Origin of the sequence: Clostridioides sp. ES-S-0108-01 (assembly GCF_020662285.1) — a bacterium.
Lineage (GTDB): Bacteria > Bacillota > Clostridia > Peptostreptococcales > Peptostreptococcaceae > Clostridioides.
Genome location: NZ_JADGMN010000004.1, coordinates 144,796 through 165,791, shown reverse-complemented (window position 1 = coordinate 165,791; position 20,996 = coordinate 144,796). Strand labels below are relative to the sequence as shown.

The 20,996-nt window shown below is 28.3% G+C and carries 17 protein-coding genes, 1 pseudogene and 1 riboswitch; of the genes and pseudogenes, 6 read left to right on the top strand and 12 right to left on the bottom strand.

Going from position 1 to position 20,996, the window contains the following annotated elements:
- Positions 1-15: 15 nt before the first annotated feature.
- The 11 genes from IR152_RS05880 to IR152_RS05830 form a co-directional block, all read right to left on the bottom strand.
- Positions 16-777, bottom strand: coding sequence for an ABC transporter ATP-binding protein (locus IR152_RS05880; protein WP_227450866.1), 762 nt, complete (start codon positions 775-777; stop codon positions 16-18).
- Between the two features lie 14 nt (positions 778-791).
- On the bottom strand, positions 792-2,327 hold the full coding sequence (locus tag IR152_RS05875; protein ID WP_227450865.1) for a glycine betaine ABC transporter substrate-binding protein: 1,536 nt from the start codon (positions 2,325-2,327) through the stop codon (positions 792-794).
- A 355-nt stretch (positions 2,328-2,682) separates the two neighbouring features.
- On the bottom strand, positions 2,683-4,923 hold the full coding sequence (locus IR152_RS05870; RefSeq protein ID WP_227450864.1) for an ATP-binding cassette domain-containing protein: 2,241 nt from the start codon (positions 4,921-4,923) through the stop codon (positions 2,683-2,685).
- Between the two features lie 430 nt (positions 4,924-5,353).
- Positions 5,354-5,998, bottom strand: coding sequence for a putative bacteriocin export ABC transporter (locus tag IR152_RS05865; protein WP_227450863.1), 645 nt, complete (start codon positions 5,996-5,998; stop codon positions 5,354-5,356).
- Between the two features lie 5 nt (positions 5,999-6,003).
- Positions 6,004-8,181, bottom strand: a complete 2,178-nt coding sequence (locus IR152_RS05860) for a DUF1430 domain-containing protein (protein WP_227450862.1) — start codon at positions 8,179-8,181, stop codon at positions 6,004-6,006.
- 92 nt (positions 8,182-8,273) lie between these two features.
- Positions 8,274-8,651 carry a lactococcin 972 family bacteriocin gene (locus IR152_RS05855; RefSeq protein ID WP_227450861.1) on the bottom strand — a complete coding sequence of 126 codons (378 nt, stop codon included), beginning with the start codon at positions 8,649-8,651 and terminating at the stop codon, positions 8,274-8,276.
- 417 nt (positions 8,652-9,068) lie between these two features.
- Complete coding sequence (gene hslO / locus IR152_RS05850; RefSeq protein ID WP_227450860.1) at positions 9,069-9,944, bottom strand: Hsp33 family molecular chaperone HslO; 876 nt, start codon at positions 9,942-9,944, stop codon at positions 9,069-9,071.
- 263 nt (positions 9,945-10,207) lie between these two features.
- Complete coding sequence (locus IR152_RS05845; RefSeq protein WP_227450859.1) at positions 10,208-10,954, bottom strand: class I SAM-dependent methyltransferase; 747 nt, start codon at positions 10,952-10,954, stop codon at positions 10,208-10,210.
- Complete coding sequence (locus IR152_RS05840) at positions 10,941-11,186, bottom strand: small, acid-soluble spore protein, alpha/beta type (protein ID WP_395970704.1); 246 nt, start codon at positions 11,184-11,186, stop codon at positions 10,941-10,943. Before IR152_RS05840 ends, IR152_RS05845 begins: the two co-directional genes overlap by 14 nt.
- 131 nt (positions 11,187-11,317) lie before the next feature.
- Positions 11,318-12,436 carry an N-acetyldiaminopimelate deacetylase gene (locus IR152_RS05835; protein WP_227450858.1) on the bottom strand — a complete coding sequence of 373 codons (1,119 nt, stop codon included), beginning with the start codon at positions 12,434-12,436 and terminating at the stop codon, positions 11,318-11,320.
- A 206-nt stretch (positions 12,437-12,642) separates the two neighbouring features.
- Positions 12,643-13,836 carry an L-serine ammonia-lyase gene (locus tag IR152_RS05830; RefSeq protein WP_227450857.1) on the bottom strand — a complete coding sequence of 398 codons (1,194 nt, stop codon included), beginning with the start codon at positions 13,834-13,836 and terminating at the stop codon, positions 12,643-12,645.
- 321 nt (positions 13,837-14,157) lie between these two features.
- Here IR152_RS05830 and dapA (IR152_RS05825) point away from each other — a divergent pair, with 321 nt between their 5' ends.
- From dapA (IR152_RS05825) to dapB (IR152_RS05800), 6 genes are all read left to right on the top strand, one after another.
- Entirely contained in the window at positions 14,158-15,039 is an 882-nt protein-coding gene (gene dapA, locus IR152_RS05825; RefSeq protein ID WP_227450856.1) for a 4-hydroxy-tetrahydrodipicolinate synthase, read from the top strand.
- 77 nt (positions 15,040-15,116) lie between these two features.
- Positions 15,117-15,291, top strand: a riboswitch (Lysine riboswitch).
- Positions 15,292-15,468: 177 nt separating this feature from the next.
- Complete coding sequence (locus tag IR152_RS05820) at positions 15,469-16,470, top strand: aspartate-semialdehyde dehydrogenase (protein ID WP_227450855.1); 1,002 nt, start codon at positions 15,469-15,471, stop codon at positions 16,468-16,470.
- A gap of 116 nt (positions 16,471-16,586) precedes the next feature.
- Positions 16,587-17,474, top strand: coding sequence for a 4-hydroxy-tetrahydrodipicolinate synthase (dapA, locus tag IR152_RS05815; RefSeq protein WP_227450854.1), 888 nt, complete (start codon positions 16,587-16,589; stop codon positions 17,472-17,474).
- A gap of 67 nt (positions 17,475-17,541) precedes the next feature.
- The gene (gene dapB / locus IR152_RS05810) at positions 17,542-18,291 is read left to right on the top strand and encodes a 4-hydroxy-tetrahydrodipicolinate reductase (RefSeq protein WP_227450853.1); all 750 of its coding nucleotides are present in this window, start codon (positions 17,542-17,544) and stop codon (positions 18,289-18,291) included.
- Between the two features lie 218 nt (positions 18,292-18,509).
- A complete protein-coding gene (gene dapD, locus IR152_RS05805) occupies positions 18,510-19,226 on the top strand; it encodes a 2,3,4,5-tetrahydropyridine-2,6-dicarboxylate N-acetyltransferase (protein ID WP_227450852.1) in 717 nt (238 codons plus the stop codon).
- Positions 19,227-19,542: 316 nt separating this feature from the next.
- The gene (gene dapB / locus IR152_RS05800; RefSeq protein ID WP_227450851.1) at positions 19,543-20,298 is read left to right on the top strand and encodes a 4-hydroxy-tetrahydrodipicolinate reductase; all 756 of its coding nucleotides are present in this window, start codon (positions 19,543-19,545) and stop codon (positions 20,296-20,298) included.
- Between the two features lie 211 nt (positions 20,299-20,509).
- On the opposite strand, the pseudogene bclA2 reads toward dapB (IR152_RS05800), so the two are convergent.
- Positions 20,510-20,931 (bottom strand): annotated as a pseudogene (gene bclA2 / locus IR152_RS05795) (collagen-like exosporium glycoprotein BclA2); the annotation flags it as partial.
- Positions 20,932-20,996: the final 65 nt, after the last annotated feature.

Genomic DNA, 20,996 nt, shown 5'->3' with positions numbered 1-20,996 from the left:
GATTTATTTTTTAATCTATTCCTTTAAATCCTCATCCTCTATTATAGATTTTCTTATATTCAATAATTGGTCTACAAATTGATTAGCAGGAGAATTTAAAATATTCTTAGGAGTATCATACTGTTGAATAATCCCATGATTTAATACCAAAGTTTTTGTACCTAAAATCAAAGCTTCATAAATATCATGTGTAATAAATATAATTGTAACTCCTGTTTTTTTATGAATTTCTTTTATCTCTTTTTGTAATTGCTTTCGTGTAATCTCATCGACTGCACCAAAAGGTTCATCCATTAGTAAAATTTCTGGTGAAGAAGCTAAAGCTCTTGCAATACCTACACGTTGTTGTTGCCCACCCGATAATTCTGATGGATAGCGGACTTTCATATCATTCGGTAATCCCACTATCTCCATCCACTTGTCTACAGCATTTTTCACTTCTGATTTATTTTTTTTATTGAAAAGATTTGGTACATATGAAATGTTTTCTTCAACAGTCATATGAGGAAAAAGAACACTTCCCTGCACACAATATCCTATTTTTCTTCTTAACTTAATTAAGTCCTCATTTTTAATATCTGTTTGATTTATCAAGATATTGCCACCATCTGGCAAAATTAAACCATTAATCATTTTTAAAAGTGTTGTTTTACCAGAACCAGATGAACCAATAACAGTTAAAAATTCTCCTTTTTCTATATCTAAATTAAGATTATTTATGATAGTTTTATCATCATATTGTTTTTCAATATTTTTAAATTGTATAATAGGTGTCATTATATTTCCTCCAATTATAAAAGACCTTTTTTACTCAAAAACTCATGTGCAACTTCTCTAGGCTCTAAATTGTTGTTTTCTACACCATAATTCATTTTAGCCATTTCCTTGTCAGTCAAAGTATTTTCAACCATTTTAAATACTTTTGATAACTCTGGATGTTCCTCTAATACTTCTGAACGAACAACATTTCCACATTGATAAGATGGATAGAAGTTTTTATCATCCTTTAAAACTACAACGTCTGAAACACTATACTGACCATCAGTTGTAAATATAGGCATTACATCAATTTTACCCTCATTGATAGCTTGATATTTTAATCCAATATCTAAGTCAACTGTGTTTTTAAAGTTTAATCCATATGTATTACACAATGGAGTATATCCATCCTCTCTCTCATAAAAATCATATTCTGCTCCAAATGTTAATTTAAAAGATGCATCCTTTAAATCTGATATATTTTTTAAATTATATTTATCTGCAACTTCTCTTCTAACTGCCAATGCATAGCTATTAGAAAAACCATACATACCAGTCCATTGCATTTTAAGTTTATTTTTATATTCTGATTGTAGTTTGCTAAACATATCTTCAGTATATAATTCATTTTTCTTAAGTACCATATTCCAACCTGTCCCTGTATACTCTGGATAAATATCAAATTCTCCATTTTCCATAGCTGGCTGAATATTAGATGTTCCTCCACCTACACCTTGTGTAATTTCTACTTTTAGACCAGTATTCTTTTCAATTAAAATATCCAACATCTCACCAAGGATATATTGTTCAGTCATAGGTTTTGTAGCAATATGAATAGTTTGAGTCTTCGAAGAATTAAAGAAATATGATGTAAAGATAGCTAATATGAGAATAAAACTTCCTAGAATGTAAAAAACTTTTTTTCTATTTTTCTTTTTTCTTTTTATTTGAAAAAATCTCTCTACTAATCCTAAAATAAAATCAAATACTAAAGCTAATAAAGCGATAAGTATACTTCCAGTAATTGTCATTACTGTATTATTTGTCGTGATTCCTCTATATATGGCTACACCTAATCCTCCAGCACCTATAAACGAGGCAATACCAGCTAATGCAATTGTCATAATGACCATGTTTCTAATACCAGACATAATAACTGGTAAAGCTAGTGGAAGCTTTATTTTATATAGTATCTGAAAATCTGTACTTCCCATCCCTCTAGCCGCTTCAAGAATATTTTTATCTACATTAGTAATTCCAGTATATGTATTTCTAACCATAGGCAATAATGCATAGATAGTAAGAGCAATAACAGCAGTAGTATTTCCAATTCCAGAAAATGGTATTAAAAATCCTAGCATAGAAATCGACGGAATGGTATATAGAAAATTAATAGTTCCCAATATGGGTTTAGATGAACTATGAAATTCACTTACAATGATACCAATTATACCACCTAAAACTATTGCGATTATTATAGAAATAGTAGAAATAGTCAAATGCTCTATAGATAATTTTATGAAAAAATCACTTCTCTCAGATAATAATGTCAAAATATCGTTTATCATTTATCTCACTCCTTTTTATGAGTTTTACTTAACAAGATTTAAATTTTAATTTAGTAATAGTACTCATTTTAATACATCAACAAATTATTCCATAAATTACATGTTAAAGTTATAATATTAAACTTGCAAGTAGGCACAAAAAAGTAACTATTAGAGAATATTTTCTTATATATTATCTATAAAAATAAGAAAAAATGCCAGAATCGTTAAAATCTTGATATTTAAACGAATTTCTGACACTATATTTATTTAAATTTGAATATTTCTCATATTATTTAATATTGTTAAGTTTAAGTATCATTTTACATACCCATTATATTTATTAATATATCATTTATTTATTATATTTTATTCATTATACTATATACTTTGCTGTTAATGATACTTTATTATTACATAATTGTTTTGGAGTACCTTCAAAGATTACTTTTCCACCTTTTGTTCCTCCTTCAGGTCCCATATCAATAATCCAATCAGCTCTTTTAATTACATCTATATTGTGTTCAATTATTATAACAGTATTTCCATTATCTACAATTTCTTCAATTATATCTATAAAATTCTCAATATCAGCCATATGAAGACCTGTTGTAGGCTCATCCAATATATACACTGAACTTTCCTTATTCAATTCACTAGCAAGCTTTAATCTTTGACATTCTCCTCCAGATAAGGTATCAAGAGTTTGCCCTAAAGTAAGGTATCCTATTCCCATTTTTTCAATACATTGTAATTTTGTTTTAATCTGCTTTAGACTAAAAAATTCAATCGCATCTGATACAGACATTTCAAGAACTTCTATTATATTCTTCCCTTGAAACTTATATTCTAAAACTTCTTTTTTAAATTTTTTACCTTCACAAATATTACAAACGCTCTTTATACTATCCATAAAGGCAAGATTCACCTCTACTATTCCAGACCCTTTACAATTATCACAAGCTCCTTCTGAATTTGAGCTAAATAAAGAAGAATTCACTCCATTTGTTTTTGAAAATATACTTCTTATATTGTTCATAATGCCACTGTATGTTGCTAAACTTGACCTTGAATTTGCTGACACAGGGCTTTGGTCTATAAGCACAGCATTAGGATTTTGATTTAAGAATTCATCCTTAATTAAGGTACTTTTACCTGCTCCTGCTACTCCAGTAACTAAAGTCAGTACACCTTTAGGTATATTAATAGATACATTTTTTAAATTGTTTTTATTGCAATTTTTAATTTCTAAATATCCTCTATGTTCTCTTACATTTTCTTTAATAGGAAGAAATTTATTTAAAGCATTTCCTGTTACTGTCCCACTTGTAAGTAAATTTTCATAACTTCCTTCATACACAACTTCTCCACCATACTTACCAGCTTTTGGACCTACATCTACAATATGGTCTGCAATCTTAATGACATCTGGGTCATGTTCAACAACTATAATTGTATTTCCTTTATCACGTAATTGTTTTAAAAGTTTATTTAATTTATATACATCTTTAGGATGAAGACCTACACTTGGTTCATCAAATATATACATTAAATCTACAAGATTACTATTCAGATATTTAACCATCTTTATACGCTGAGATTCACCCCCTGATAGAGAAGATGTCTCTCTATCTAAACTTAAATACCCAAGACCTATATCTATTATACTATTTAATTTTTCTATTATTCCCTTAAGTATAGGTTGGGCTTCTGGTTCATCTATATTTTTAATAATTTCAACTAATTCATCAATTTGCATACTAGTTAAATCTGCTATGTTATAGCCATTAATTAAAGACTTGTACACCCTTTCATGAAGTCTCCTTCCATTACAAACAGGGCATTTATCTTCTATAAGAAGTTTACTCATTTTTTTCTTCGTAGCTTCAGAGATTTCTACTTGTTTACTTAAATATAGACGATTAAACTTAATTAACAATCCTTCATATGTCATATTAGTTTGACCAGCATTTTCTCCTTTAATCTTTTCTGCTTCACCATATAAGAATTTTTCTAACTCTTTTTCTGAATAATCACAGATTTTTTTATCAAGGTCAAAGTATCTTGATTCAGCAAATATATTCCAGTGCCAAGAACCCACTCCAAACCCTGAAAGCAATATAGCTCCCTCATTTAGAGATTTATTCATATCAAGAATATTATTCATATTAGGCATTAGCTTTTTTCCAAGTCCATGGCAGTCTGGACACATACCATCGACATTGTTAAAAGAAAACATGTTAGCATTACCTATACGTTCACTTCCAAATCTTGAATATAAGGTTCTTAAAAATGAGTTTACATCTGTAATAGTCCCTAGAGTTGACCTTGAATTGCCACCAAGTCTACTTTGGTCTACAATAATTGGAGTTGATAGATTCTCTATACAATCAGCTTTAACTTCTCCATACTTAGGTAAAAAACTTCTTATAAAAGTACTAAATCTTTCATTTAACTGGCGTTGGGATTCTTTTGCAATTGTCTCGAATACAATAGATGATTTTCCGGAACCTGATACACCTGTGAATATAGTTATTTTTCTTTTAGGTATTTTTAAAGATACATTTTTTAAATTGTTCTCTTTGCATCCTTTTAAAATTATAAATTCATTATTCATATTTTCCCTCCTACATTGTTTCTATTTAGATTTCTTGAAGTAAATAATAGTAGTGATTATGCCTAAATAAAATACTATTTTATTAGATTACCCATTATTTTTCATAAACACAGGTCAAATTATAGCATGTAGGTTTTATCTGGTAGTATAATGTAGGGTTTAATTTTTATAGAAAATATAAAAAAGTATCTCATCTATGATTTTAAAATCATAAATAAGATACTATATTTCTTAAAAAATTATATATTACTTTTAATAAATAAAAAAAATGAGTATTTTAAATAAGATTAGATACTTTTTAAATAATTATTATTACCCATTATTACTAGAATCAAATACGCCAATAAAAATTATAAATTCGTTAGATTGTAAATTATTTAATAAAAAATATTCCTAGTTATAATTTTATTTTTATAACTAGGAATATTTTTTACTTATCAATACTAATTGTTCTGCTACAAATATTTGCAACAATATCATCATGAGTTACAATTACGATTGTTTTGCCTCTATCATTCAATAACTTTAATGTTGACAATATTTTTTCTCTTGCTTTAGAATCTAATGAACCAGTAGGTTCATCTGCTAATATGAGTTCACTAGGTTTTAAAAGAATCCTTGCTAAAGCAATTCTTTGTTGTTCTCCACCAGATAAAGAATATATTTTTTTATTTAATGAAATTTCTAAATCCAAGTCTTTCAAAACCCTTAACTTTAGCAATTCCTTATCTTTTTTGTTCATTTTAGAGTAATATAATGCTACATCTAGATTTTTACCAATAGTATAATTATCAATAAGAGCAAAGTTTTGAAATAGATACGATATTTTATTTCTTAATAATATTTCCTTATTTCTTCTTGACAAATTAGTAACATCTTTTCCAAATAGCTCAATATTTCCACTATCAACTTTATCTAACAATCCAATTATATTCAAAATTGTACTCTTTCCAGTGCCACTTTTCCCAGTTATAGCAAGCATTTCGCCCTTTTTAATTTCTAAATTTATATTATTAAAAACTTCCTTATCTTTATAAAATTTTGTTATATTCGTAAGCTTACATATATTATTCATAAAGTTTATTCTCCTTTTAATATATTTATCTTATTCTTTCTTTTTAATATGGAAATAGATAAAAATGTAAATAAAAATTCAATAATAAAAAATGCTATATATATTAACATTACATTGGACTTTATTGATTTTGATAACAAGTACTCTATGGCTAGTTGAATAATCCATGTTGATGCTAATATTAGTAAAATATTTCCATATATTTTTAAAAATCCAGCACCATGAATACTTTTTACAATAATCTTTTTCTTAAGTATTTGAAATATTATCAAAGAATTTTGAAATATTATTATAGCAAAGACTATAATTATTACTATAATCTGAGTAAGTATATTTTTAATATTATATTTTAAAGTATGTATATAATTTAATATTAATTCATTACTGTTTATCAATGTAGTATAGTTATCACTTAGACTCCATTTATTTAGATATGGCAATAATGATTTATATGTTTTTTCTGCATCATTATCTTTTAATTTTATTTTAAGGGGATCTGTATTTCCTCCTCCCCAAATACCATACTTCTCATTAGGATAAGAATTTTTTTCGGTCATTACTTCTATAATTTCATTCTTTAATATATTATTATTCTGCTTTTTTACATCTGGATTAAATGAGAAAATATTTTGGTCATTTTTAGTCCAAATAATTTTAATTTTTTGAGAAAGAATGCTGTCATACTTTTTCCCTGTAAAATTATCTATTTCATAATCGTATATAGATTTTCTACTATCAATTATATATTTCATAATTTTTTCTTTTTCATATTTATACTTTTCAGGAATTAATACAATCCAATTAGTATCATTTTCATCAACATTTATTTTTTCATTACTAATGTTGTAAATCGGAAATTTTTCTAGATAATTTGGATTAACTACTAAAGTAAAATATCCATCAAAATCCTTATCTTTTTCCCTATCATCTTCATAAAGATTAGATTTTATATATATAGACCCTTTTTTATTTAACAAATTATACAGTTTTTCCGTTGCATTAATCTCTGTTTCTGATTTCTCTAATCCATCATTTCCAACTAAAACTGGATAAATTGCACCATAATCTTTTACCTTATTCCAATTTTTTAGATTTTCTAGTTTATAGTTCAAAGTATCTATATTACTTATCAAAGAGATACAATTTGTAACCAATATAAAAACTACCACTATTTTAAAAGTATAATTGAATATTACTATAATAATATCAGAATTTTTATTTTTCAGATTCATATTGATATTACACCCGCTCATATACATATAAAAAACAAATGATATTATACTGAAAAGTATAAAATAAAGTATTTGTTTAAATAATACAATAGATATAAAATCTCTAGGAAGACCAAAAAACAGAGATATTAATACTGAAAATAATATAAATAAAAAACAGGACACATTAATGTATTTTTGAAATAAATCATTCCAAATAGATTTATCCTTTATTCCATGAAGCTTATATATTGATATTTGTTTAGAATTATTAAATATTATAAAAATAATTAATAAAATACTAACTATTGCTGATATAAAAGTACACAATTGAAATAAAAAATTTGCTTTTTTATTCTGAATTTCATCAGTTTCTTCCGCTATTAAATCGCTTCGTTTTAAGTTAGTATTTAAGTTTTTATTTATTTCAGTAGATAAATTAGATAAAAAATCAGACATACTTATTCCATCACTAAGTTCTACTGAATATGTACCTGCAACAGGAAAATTTTCATACAATTTATTAAAATCATATATTGATATTTTGTCATTATTTCCAAAGTCCTTTATCAATCCAATTTGATTTTTAGATTTTGTATTCTCTGTATCATAAAATTTATTACCTTCTAAATTACTTCTTTTAGAAAAGTTATCAATATCTATAGACTTAAAAAAGTCAGTTGATTTATTGTTTATTAATATATACTTTACATATTCAAATTCTCCGTTTTTATTTGCTTTAATACATGTTCTGTATATATTTACATTCATATTATTTGATACTTTTTTTATTATTTGATACATTTCTTTTCCAGAGGATAATACACCATCATTAGGGATACTAAAAGGACTAGCTATAGTTGATTCTAAATTATTTAACTCATTTGCTTTTTCTGAATCGTATTGACTAAAATTAACAGCATATAAAAATACAGAAAATATAAAAAGAAATAATACTAAAATTTTCTTCATAATATCACCTTTCTTTGTACAATAGATATTGTTTTATTTACATAAAAAGAGGCACTTAATTAGCCTCTTTTTATGTAAATGGTTTATATTTACTAACGATTACTCCAGTATGCTTTTGCCTTTTCATATACCTTTCCAACAGCTCTTGCATGTGATGTTAATTTAGCTGGAACTTCATCATAATCTTTTGCACTTCCAACACGTGCAGTTGATGAATGTCTTTTGCTTTTTTGATAAAAATTAGATTTACACTCTTTCAAATATGACCCTGTTCCATTATTACGTATAGTTGTAGATGAATATTCCCATACGCCTCCACCTACATTTTCCTTCCCACTTGAATCTCTAGTTTGATTATCAGCAAATACATGAACGCCACCTTCAGTTTCATTACTCTCAGCAAATACCACTCCAGTTATACCTAGGCATATTACTGCTGTACAAGTTAAAGACATTAGTTTTTTCATCATTCGAAAATCCCCCTTTATTTATTTTTTCATAAATATATAACGAACAACTATGCCTTTTTTGGACAATTTAACTAAATAATTATATATAAATAGAATATTAAAATTTTTTTAAATTATATAAATATATGAAGAGGATTCATTATAATTATATACACATTAATAAAAAATACATTATATTATTATATTCAATAAGAAATCTTTAAAAGAACTATTTATAAAGTAGACTAAAATAAAAAAGCCTTCTAACTGTAACATTGCAAATATTACAGCCAGAAAGCTTCTTAATTCTTAAAATTTATTAAGCTTAAAAATTTATTGAGCTTATTTTTTAATACAAATATGTCTATTGTTGATAAACTATACTTTAATTACTATATCAATATGACATTACTACATCAATATGGCTATTCCCATACTCTACATTTCCTTTAAAATCTCAAGCAACTCTTCTTCACTATACATATACTTCTTATTACAGAACTGACAACCAACTTCTGCTTTTTTATCTTCTTCTATTATTTCAGCTAATGACTTTTTACCGATTGCAACCAACGCAGTTTTTACTCTTTCTTTTGAACATTCGCACATAAAACCAACTTCACAAGTATCAAGTATTTTAGGCTCCAAACCATCTAAAACAATATTTAATATATCTTCTGGTGATTTTCCTTCCTTTAGCATATTAGTTATTGAAGGTAAGTTTGCTACATTTTCCTCTAACTTCGCTATAGTCTCTTCTTTTACATCTGGCATCAATTGCACTATAAATCCTCCAGCAAACTCTACTTCATCTTCTTTTGTAAGCACACCTAAAGCTACTACTGATGGAGTTTGCTCTGATACAGCAAAATAATAAGTAAAGTCTTCTGCAATTTCTCCACTTACCAATGGATAAGTCCCGTTATATGGTTCTCTAAGACCTAAGTCTTTGATAACTTTTACAACACCTTCTGTACCTACCGCTGCTGCTACATTTAACTTTCCATTTGGATAGTCTTCAACCTCTACTTGTGGATTTCCCACATATCCTTTTACTATTCCCTTAGAATCTGCAGTTGCGATAATAGTTCCAATTGGACCTCCACCCTTTATTATTACAGTCAATTTATCACTATCATTTTTCATCATTAGTCCCATTATAGATGTCGCTGTTAACGTTCTTCCAAGTGCTGCTGTTGCTACTTTTGTAGTTTCATGTAATCTTCTAGCTTCTTCTACTGTGTTTCTAGTAGTTGCAACAAATGCTCTAACTTGACCATTTCCTGATGTTGCTCTTAGTACATAATCTCTCATTTATATTCCTCCATATTTCGTTAATTATCTCATTTCACTATATTATTATTTTAATTTTAATATATAAATACTTACCTATTTTAACCTTAGATAATAGCTCTTCTATATTAGATTTACTCTCAATCTATAAAACTTTATAATTATCAAAAAGTAACAGTTTATAAAGCATCATCACTTTGTTTTAATATATAAACCTGTATTTGTTGTATTTTTATATGACATTTATCTTCTATACACAAAATTTTTTTACATATAAAAATATCCTATTTTTTACACACAAAAAATATCCTTTGACTTTCTTCATTAGGTTTATCAAAAGTAAAATCTCCATAAGATTTTATATCTTTAAAACCAGATTTTTTAAGCATATCAACTATCTCATCTTCAGTGTACGCCCTCTGTTGGTGTACTTCTTCAAATCTTTCAAACTTTCCACATTCATCTTTAATAAAAAAGGTCAGTTCCATTTCAATTAGATTCTCTTCTTCATCAAAGTAATTTTGCCACATATACGCTATATCTTCTCTATTCTCTCCATACATATTATTTCCCAATACATTAGCTAATTTATAAAATGAACTTATATCAAATATAAATATTCCATCTTTCTTTAACAATTTATATGTCTTTGAAAATACATTTTCTAAATCATCATCATAAGTTATATAGTTAAATCCATCACAAGCACAAAGCACACAATCCAAATCAGATATTTCAAAATCAAGCTCTGATATATCTTGTTGAAGTAAAACTAATTCTACTCCTTCTTTTTCCGCCTTTTCTCTTGCTACACTAAGCATCTCATCAGATATATCGATACCAGCTATATCGTAATTCTTTTTAGTCAATGGAATTGTAAGATTACCTGTACCACATGCCAATTCCAATATATTTTTTACTTTTACACCTTCATAATCTATTATATCTTCTATATACTTAACCCATCCTTCATAATCAACTTCATTCATAAGTTCATCATATACAAACGCAAAATCACTATATTGACTCATCCTTTTTATTTAGCCCCTCTACAATCTTTTTTAGCCTCTTTTTGCGTGATGTAAGCATACCTCCAATTCTTCCAGCTTCCTTAGCTGTAAGTCCTGCCCATCCACGTTCACCAACTTTGTCCATAAGACCTAGTTCTGAGGCTATCTCATATTTCATTATATCATCATTTGTCAATATTTTAGTATTCTTGCCATTAGTTATCTTCTTTTCTCTCTGCATATTTTCTTTCAAAAAAATCACCCCTTCATATTTGTATTTTTGTCAATTAAAAGAAATTTATACAAATATGTAAGGGGTATTTATCAATTCACATCTTTTTAAATTTAGGCATTTTAACTTTTTAATCTTTATAATTTATTTCTCTAATCTATAGCCTTTTTATATTTTAATAACTTTGAATAAACATTCAATGCATTTACACATATCTTTTCATCAAAATTAAAGTTTATATTATGAAGACCATTTACAAATCCTTTTTCTTCGTTTCTTGAGCCTAACATAAAAAATAATCCTGGAACTTCTTTTTGATAATAAGAAAAATCTTCTGATATCATAAGTGGCTCTAGCTCTACAACAGTATCATTTCCAACAGCTTCTACAAACTCTTGATACAATCCCTTGTCATTTTTAACAGCAATATAATCATCTATAATATTTATATTAACCTTACAGTTATAAGCTAATTCAAACCCTCTAGCAAGTTCCCTAACTCTAAGCTTCATTCTCTCATACACTTCTGGGCTAAAACATCTCATAGTACCTTCCATCTTTATATTTTCAGCTATTATATTTCTTCTAGCTCCACCTTCAATTCTACCAATAGTCAACACTGCATTGTCTATTGGACTTATATTTCTAGATACTATAGTTTGAAGTGAGCTTACAAAGTTTGAAGCTATCACTATACCATCAATTCCATTTTGTGGCATAGCCCCATGTCCACTTTTAGACACTATTTCTATGTCAATATCTCCTATTTGAGCCATAAAATAGCCTTCTCTTGTACCTACATAACCTTCTGGTAACTCTGGATATATATGAAGCCCATATATTTCATCAATATTGTATTTTCTAAGCACTCCTTCATCTATTAAAGCTTTTGCTCCCCCAGGACCTTCTTCTGCTGGTTGGAATATAAATACTATATTATCATTTAAGTCTTCTTTATTATCATTTAAATACTCAATTAATCCAAGTAATATAGTAGCATGTCCATCATGACCACATAAATGTTTTACCCCTTCTTCACTATGAAGACCATCTATGTCAGCTCTAAAAGCAATATCTTTTTTAGGTCTTTTCCCTTCTATTACACCTACTATACCTGTTTCTAAATAAACTTCATACTCAATTCCTAATTTATCAAGATAATCTCTTATGTATTTTGAAGTCTTATACTCTCTTCTCCCAATCTCTGCAATAGGATTTAATAACTTCCTATGCTTATAAAGTTGCTCTTGTAAATATGATGCCTCTCTCATGTAATCTCCTCCAAATTCTATTTTATTAAAAAAATATTTCTATATCTCTTATAGTTAAAATATTATATAACATACTATATTAATTAAAAATAAAAAACTAAATTGAATATAAAAATATTTTGCATTATTAAATAATTCACCATTAATAATAATTCCCCTGTTTCATAAATCAAAACAGGGGAATTATTATTAAAAAATTTTATTTTTTAGCAAGAGAAGAAATGTTTAGCAAGTCCACCCTTAGCAGTTTCCTTATACTTATCCAGCATATCGATACCAGTTTCTTTCATTGTTTCAACGACTTGGTCCAAGGAGACAGAATGTGAGCCATCAGTTAATAATGCATAATTAGCTGCATCATAAGCTCTTTGAGCTGCCATAGCATTTCTCTCTATACATGGAATTTGAACATATCCATGTACAGGGTCACAAGTCATTCCTAGATGATGTTCAAGTGCTATTTCTGCCGCATATTCAATATGGTCTATTGTACCACCTTTTAAATATGCTACTGCCGCTGCTGCCATAGAACAAGCTGCGCCAACTTCACCTTGACATCCTACCTCTGCCCCAGATATTGAAGCATTAGTTTTTATTATATTACCTATTATTCCAGCTACAAGTAGTGCTTCAATTATTTTTTCATCATCATAATTATAGAAATCCTGCATTGCAAAGAATATTCCTGGTATTACACCAGCAGAACCACAAGTTGGAGCTGTAACTATTATATTACCAGAAGCATTTTGCTCTGAAGTTGCTAGTGCATATGCATATATAAGTGTTGAGAAATTCTTATCTTTTTGATATGCATTATAAAATGTACTTGCTCTTCTTTTTAATAATAGTTTACCTGGTATTGTTTCATCCGTACTTAGCCCATCATCAATAGATTTTCTCATAGCATCTTTTATAGTTTTTATATAATCTTTTATGTCTTCTGGTTCACATTCCAACACAAAATCTACTAAAGTCTTATCATTTTCTTTACACCATTTTACTATTTCATCCATTGTATCTAAGTGATATATGCTCTTACTTTTACTGTTTCTTTGACCTTCTTCTGCTATAGTCCCTCCACCTATAGAATATACAGTCCATTCAGCTGTTACATTTCCATCTTTATCTAAAGCTTCAAACTTCATTCCATTTGGATGAAAATCTTTTATAATATCTTCTTTCCAAACAATTTCAACTTTTTTAGGTGCTATGGTTTTTTCAATTATATAGTCAGTTAAGTGACCTTTCCCTGTAGCTGCCAAACTACCATATAATATTGCTCTAAAACTTTCTGCATCTGGATTTTCATTCTTAAATCTTTCTGCTGCTCTTTGTGGTCCCATAGTATGAGAACTTGAAGGTCCACTTCCTATTTTAAAAAGTTCCTTTAAAGTATCCATATTATTCCTCCTGAATCTTCGGTATTATTACTTATTATTAGATTTTACGCACATATTTATTATAACCTAAATATATTAATTATTAGTTATTAAATTCGCATAAAATTTATTTTTTATTTCCATTTTGGTATATTTTATTAAATTAATATGCATATTTTGAGAATAAAACATTTATTTCAAATTTTTATAATATTAATATAATATAAATATCTTATTTAAACAGTTAAGATATTAACTATACCTATTAAAATTAATTAATTTGTACTATAATTATTATTGTACTTAAAAAATTAAATTTAGATAAAAAGGAGATTTGATTATATGTTATTTAAAGGTTCTGCTGTTGCTTTAGTTACTCCATTTACAGAGGATAATAATGTCAACTTTGAAAAATTAGGTGAATTAATCGAATACCATATTGAGAATGACACAGATGCACTAGTTGTTTGTGGAACAACAGGTGAGGCGACTACTATGAGTGAATCTGAAATTTTTGCTGTAATAAAATATACAGTTGAAAAAGTTAATAAAAGAATACCTGTTATAGCAGGTACTGGTTCAAACAATACTATGTTGTCTGTTCATATGAGTCAAGAAGCTGAAAAATTGGGAGTGGACGGTCTTTTAATAATAACTCCTTACTATAATAAGACTAATGAAAGAGGTCTTAAACTTCATTTTGAAACAATAGCAAATAGCGTTAAGTTACCAATTATTTTATACAATGTACCAGGAAGAACTAAAGTAAATATAAAGCCAACTGTTGTGGCTGAACTTGCTAAAATAGATAATATAGTTGCTGTGAAGGAAGCTAGTGGAGATTTAGCTCAAGTTGCAGAAATAGCTAAATTAGTGCCTGAAGATTTTGCTATATATTCCGGTAATGATGATACCATACTACCACTATTATCATTAGGTGGAAGTGGTGTTATCTCTGTACTTGCTAACATCTGTCCTAAAGAAACGCATGATTTAGTAGCTAAATTCTTTGAAGGTGATATTGAAGGCTCAAAAAGATTACAACTTGATATGGATGCTTTAATTGCTGCCTTATTTATAGAAGTAAATCCAGTTCCAGTTAAAACTGCCATGAATATTTTAGGTTTTAATGTTGGAGATTTAAGACTTCCTCTAGCTGAAATGGAAGAATCTAATCTTAATGTGTTAAAACAAGAGTTGACAAATTTTGGATTTAAATTTTAGCAATATATATATAAATAAGTTGATTTTTTCTTAAATATGTATTATTATTAGAATAATCAAATTTTAATATCCTATTAACCTAGGGTAGAGGTAGCTGTAACTAAGAGTATCCAATAGTAGCTGGCAGGTGTTAATGATTGGAAAAAGGATTTACAGCCGAAGAAAATATTTCTTGCAATAATATTTTCTGGGATTGCACATAACATGTGTAATACTGTCACTTATTTTTATAGGTGATGAGCTACAGGGTTTACTTTGAGTGATAAATTAGACGTACAAAGTATACCTTTGTGCGTTTTTTGTATATAATTAAAGTTGTTAATATAATATTAAAGTTTTTGGATATATAAAAATATTAACATATCTTACTTGTATAACTAAAATCAAATAAAACAATGTTTTAATAATTTAAAATTGGGGTGAATTTATATGAAAAAAGTAAATGTGGCAATAGTTGGTGCTACTGGAATGGTAGGTAGAACATTTTTAAAAGTATTAGAAGAAAGAAATTTTCCAATAGAAAATCTATTTTTATTCTCTTCTTCTAAATCAGCTGGTTCTAAAGTAATGTTTTGTGGTAAAGAATATATAGTAGAAGAATTAAAGGAAACTTCATTTACTGATAGAGGCATACAAATAGCATTATTCTCTGCTGGAGGAAGTATTAGTGAAAAGTATGCTCCAATAGCTGCTTCAAATGGAATCTTAGTAGTAGATAACTCTAGTCAATGGAGAATGAATCCAGATGTACCTTTAGTAGTTCCTGAAGTTAACCCAGAAGCCATAAAAAATCATAAGGGTATAATAGCTAATCCTAACTGCTCTACTATACAAGCTATGGTTCCTCTTAAAGCACTTGATGACAAATACAAAATTAAGAGAGTCGTTTACTCTACTTACCAAGCTGTATCTGGTTCTGGTGTTAAAGGTGTTGAAGATTTAGAGAAAGGAATGAATGGCAATCCTACTGGATTCTACCCTCATCAAATCTCTTACAACTGTCTTCCTCATATAGATTCATTCACTGAAAATGGATACACTAAAGAAGAAATGAAAATGGTAAATGAAACTATGAAAATACTTGATAACTACGACTTAAAAATAACTGCAACTACTGTAAGAGTTCCAGTAAAAAATGGTCATAGTGAATCTATAAACGTTGAATTTAACAATCCATTTGAATTAGAGGATTTAGTAAAAACACTTGAAGAGGCTCCAGGTGTTGTAGTAGTTGATAATCCTGCTAAAAATGAATATCCAACTGCTGTAGAATTTGATGATAGAGATGAAGTATTTATTGGAAGAATAAGAAGAGATTTTAGTGTTGATAATGGTGTAAATCTTTGGGTTGTTGCTGATAATATAAGAAAAGGTGCTGCAACTAACGCAATTCAAATAGCTGAAATGGCTTTATCATACGATTTAGTATAATGTACAAACTTGTATAAATATATGATTTTGTAAAATATTAATAGTAACTCAAAAACAAGCATTAGAAGTAACTGTAATATAAAACACAAAAATAAAAAAGAGGGGATTGATTTTATATGATATTTAGAGGTTCTGCTGTTGCTCTAGTTACACCATTTACAAAGGATAATAAGGTTGATTTTGACAAATTAGGTGAATTAGTTGAATACCAAATAGCTAATGGTACTGATGCTATAGTATCTTGTGGTACTACTGGTGAAGCTAATACTATGACTGATGAAGAACAACTTGCTACTATTAAGTATGTCGTAGAAAAAGTTAATAAAAGAGTTCCTGTTATCGCTGGAAGTGGTTCTAATGATACTATGCACTCAGTTAATTTAAGTCAAGAAGCTGAAAAATTAGGAGTAGATGCTCTATTAATAATAACTCCTTATTACAATAAAGCCAATAAAGCTGGGCTTAAACGTCATTTTGAAACAATAGCTAATAGTGTCAAACTTCCAATTATACTTTACAATGTCCCTGGAAGAACTTGTGTAAATATAAGTCCTAGCCTTATAGTTGAACTTGCTAAAATAGATAATATAGTTGCTGTAAAAGAAGCTAGTGGAGACCTAGGACAAGTTGCAGAAATAGCTAGCTTGGTACCAGATGACTTTGCTATCTACTCTGGTAATGATGATACTATACTTCCTTTGTTATCTTTAGGAGGTCAAGGAGTTATATCAGTACTTGCTAATGTTTGCCCTCAAGAAACTCACGATTTAGTAGCCAAATTCTTTGAAGGCGATATCGAAGGTTCTAGAAAATTACAACTTGGTATGGATGCTCTGATTGCAGCTTTATTTATAGAAGTAAATCCTATACCAGTTAAGACTGCAATGAATTTATTAGGATTCAATGTTGGAGATTTAAGATTACCTCTAGCAGAAATGGACCCAGCAAATTTAGAAGTATTAAAGAAAGAGTTAGTTAACTTTGGACTAAAAGTTAATGCATAGTAAAAATTAATGCATAGTAAAAGGATAAGTTTGGTCAAAAGTTAGCCCTTAATCATAGGAGGAAATTATGTTAAAAGTTATAGCAACTGGTTATGATGGAAAAATGGGTAAGATTTTAGCCGACACTATAAGAGAAGATAGTGAATTAGAATTGGTTTGTGTTGCAGCTAGAGGTATGGATAGCTGTGAAGGTGACCTCAAAATCTATGAAGATATGAGCACTATAGTTGAAGAAGTTGATGTAGTTATAGATTTTTCTCATCACTCTAATTTAGATAATATCTTATCTTATGTTTTAAAAACGAAGACTCCTTTAGTAATTGCTACTACTGGATATAATGATGAAGAAATGAACAAAATACATGAAGCGGCTAAAGTTATTCCTATATTCCAATCATATAATATGTCTCTTGGTGTAAATGTATTAGTGAAATTGGTTAAAGATGCATCTAAATTATTAGAAGGATTTGATATAGAAATAATAGAAAAACATCACAACAGAAAAGTAGATGCCCCAAGTGGCACAGCTGTTATGATTGCTAACGCTATAAAAGAGGTTTTGCCAAACGTTGAAAATAATTATGGTAGATATGGTCGCAGTGCAAAAAGGCAACCAAATGAAGTTGGTATTCACGCTATAAGAGGTGGAAACATTGTTGGTGAACATGATGCTCTATTTGCTGGAGATAATGAAGTCCTTACAATAAGCCATCAAGCCCAATCTCGTGGTATTTTTGCAAGTGGTTCTATAGCTGCTGCCAAATACTTAGTTAAGCAAAAACCAGGATTTTATAATATGGACAGCATGTTGGGATAATAGTATAAATATAATAATACACAATATAAATTAAATATATACAATATAGATATAATAATACGCAATACAAATCAAACATATATAATAAATTTATTTAATACTATGTCTATACAATAAAAACTAACTAAAATATAAATAATAAGAAGTAAGTATATACTAAAATTAATAAATAAGTATATAATAAAAGAAATATAATGAAATACAAGGAGAATTAACAAATGGTAAATTTAAACGATGCTTATGAAATAGCAAGATATATAAAAGAAGTAAAAAAGAAAACACCTGTTAAGGTATATGTAAATACTAATTCTTTACATTTCCAATCAACTGATAAATTTAAAGTATTTGGAAGTAATGGTTCTTATATATTTGTAGGTGACTATGAAGATATAATGGAAGTATTAGATAAACATGGTAAAGATATAACAGATACTCATGTAGAATACGATAGAAGAAATTCTGCTATTCCTCTAAAAAATACTTTAAGTGAACATGCAAGAATAGAGCCAGGTGCAATAATAAGAGACATGGTTACTATAGAAAAAAATGCTGTTGTAATGATGGGAGCTGTTATAAATATAGGAGCTGTTATTGGTGAAGGTTCTATGGTAGATATGAATGCTGTTATTGGAGCTAGAGGTACTCTTGGTAAAAATGTTCACTTAGGTGCTGGTGCTGTTGTTGCTGGTGTTTTAGAGCCACCTTCTGCTACTCCTGTTATAGTTGAAGATGATGTTTTAATAGGAGCTAATGCAGTCATTCTTGAAGGTGTTAGAATCGGTAAAGGCGCTGTTGTTGCAGCTGGTGCTGTTGTAACTACTGACGTAGAAGCTGGTGCTGTTGTTGCTGGTTCTCCTGCTAAAGTTATAAAAATGAAAGATGAAAAAACGGCTGACAAGACTAAACTTATGGATGACCTTAGAAGTTTAGACTAATTAAATAGTAATGTATTAACTAAGAACGAGGCTATCTCAAAATAGAGATATGCCTCTTTTTTATAATTTATCTTATTCCTCACTTGTAATGTTTTTATTATTATTATATATTTTTAATTCCTTCAATTTTGATTTTTAAGTAAATTTTATGATATATGAACCTATATTTAATATAGATTAAATCTAAGTTCAATTTTTTAATATCTAGTAAATTATACTCTTATTATTTTTAATATTGTTTTATATAAATTATATTAGTGATAAAATAAACTTACAACAATATAACAAATTTTTATTAATTTCATAGGAGGAATTTATGTTGAAAGTTATAATTAGTGGTTATAATGGTACAATGGGAAGAGTGTTGGCAGAATGTGTAAAAAAAGATAGTGAATTAGAGCTAGTTTGTGGTGTAGCTAGGTCTGCTGGCAAAAAAATGTATCATGGTGATACAAGGCTTTATAAAACAATTACTGATGTAAATGAAAATGCTGATGTCATAATAGACTTTTCACATCACGAAACTTTAGAACCTATCTTATCATATGCACTAAAGAATAATACACCTATAGTATTAGCTACTACTGGATATGATGAGAGTGATTTAAACAAAATAGAAGAAGCATCAAAAAATATTCCTATATTATTATCATCAAATACATCTCTTGGAGTAAATATTTTAATAAAATTAGTTAAGGATGCTTCAAAGATGTTAGAAGGCTTTGATATTGAAATCATAGAAAGGCATCACAATAGAAAAGAAGATGCTCCTAGTGGAACTGCTACTATGATAGCCAATGCAATTAAAGAATCCTTACCTGAAAGTGTAAATACACATGGAAGATATGGTAGAGATTGTAAAAGAAAACCAAATGAAATTGGAATACACTCTATAAGAGGTGGCAATATAATCAGTGACCATGACATTATATTTGCAGGTGATAATGAAGTTCTTACACTTAGTCATCATTCTCAATCTGATGAAGTGTTTGCAAACGGTTCTATAGTTGCAGCTAAATTTTTAGTTGGTAAGCAATCTGGACTTTATAAAATGTCAGATATATTAGGATAAGTTTTGTACATAATAAATCTCAATCTATTTAGATATTCATATTTAATAATTTGAATACTCAATTGATTGAGATTTTAATATATATTCTAAGAGTTTACAACTTGTATACCTTCCTTTTGTCTATAAAGATTCGCCTTTCTATGATTTTATCTATTACTATATAGAATCATATCATTTGCTATTTTGTAGTTTTCCTTATTTATCATATTAATTATTGTATTCTATAGACTGATACATACCCAGCTGGAGAAGTACCTGTCGTACCTGAGCCAAATGTAAAACTTAAAGTAACAGCTGCTGCTCTAGCATCAACCAAAAAGCTTAAACTTACACTTACATCTGATGAGGTAAGTGTATTTACTGCTTTTGCAACAAAGTTGTTTTGAGCTACTCCATTAAAATTAGTAGTAATTGACATAAATCCCGCAAGCGAAAGTATAGCACGTATACCAAAAGATACATTATATATGCCTCCAACTGCAAGATTTATAGTACTACTTGTTGGAAAAGTTATATTAGTTCCATTTATAAATGATGAGTTAAATGTTATTAGTGAATTATTCCCAAGGCTTGAAGATGTACAGTAAATTGTGCATTGTTTGATGCTAATACCCCTGTTGCTCCTGTTGGACCTACATCTTGATACAAGCTTGAACCTAAATTGTCATTGTAATCACTCATACAATAAATCCTCCCTT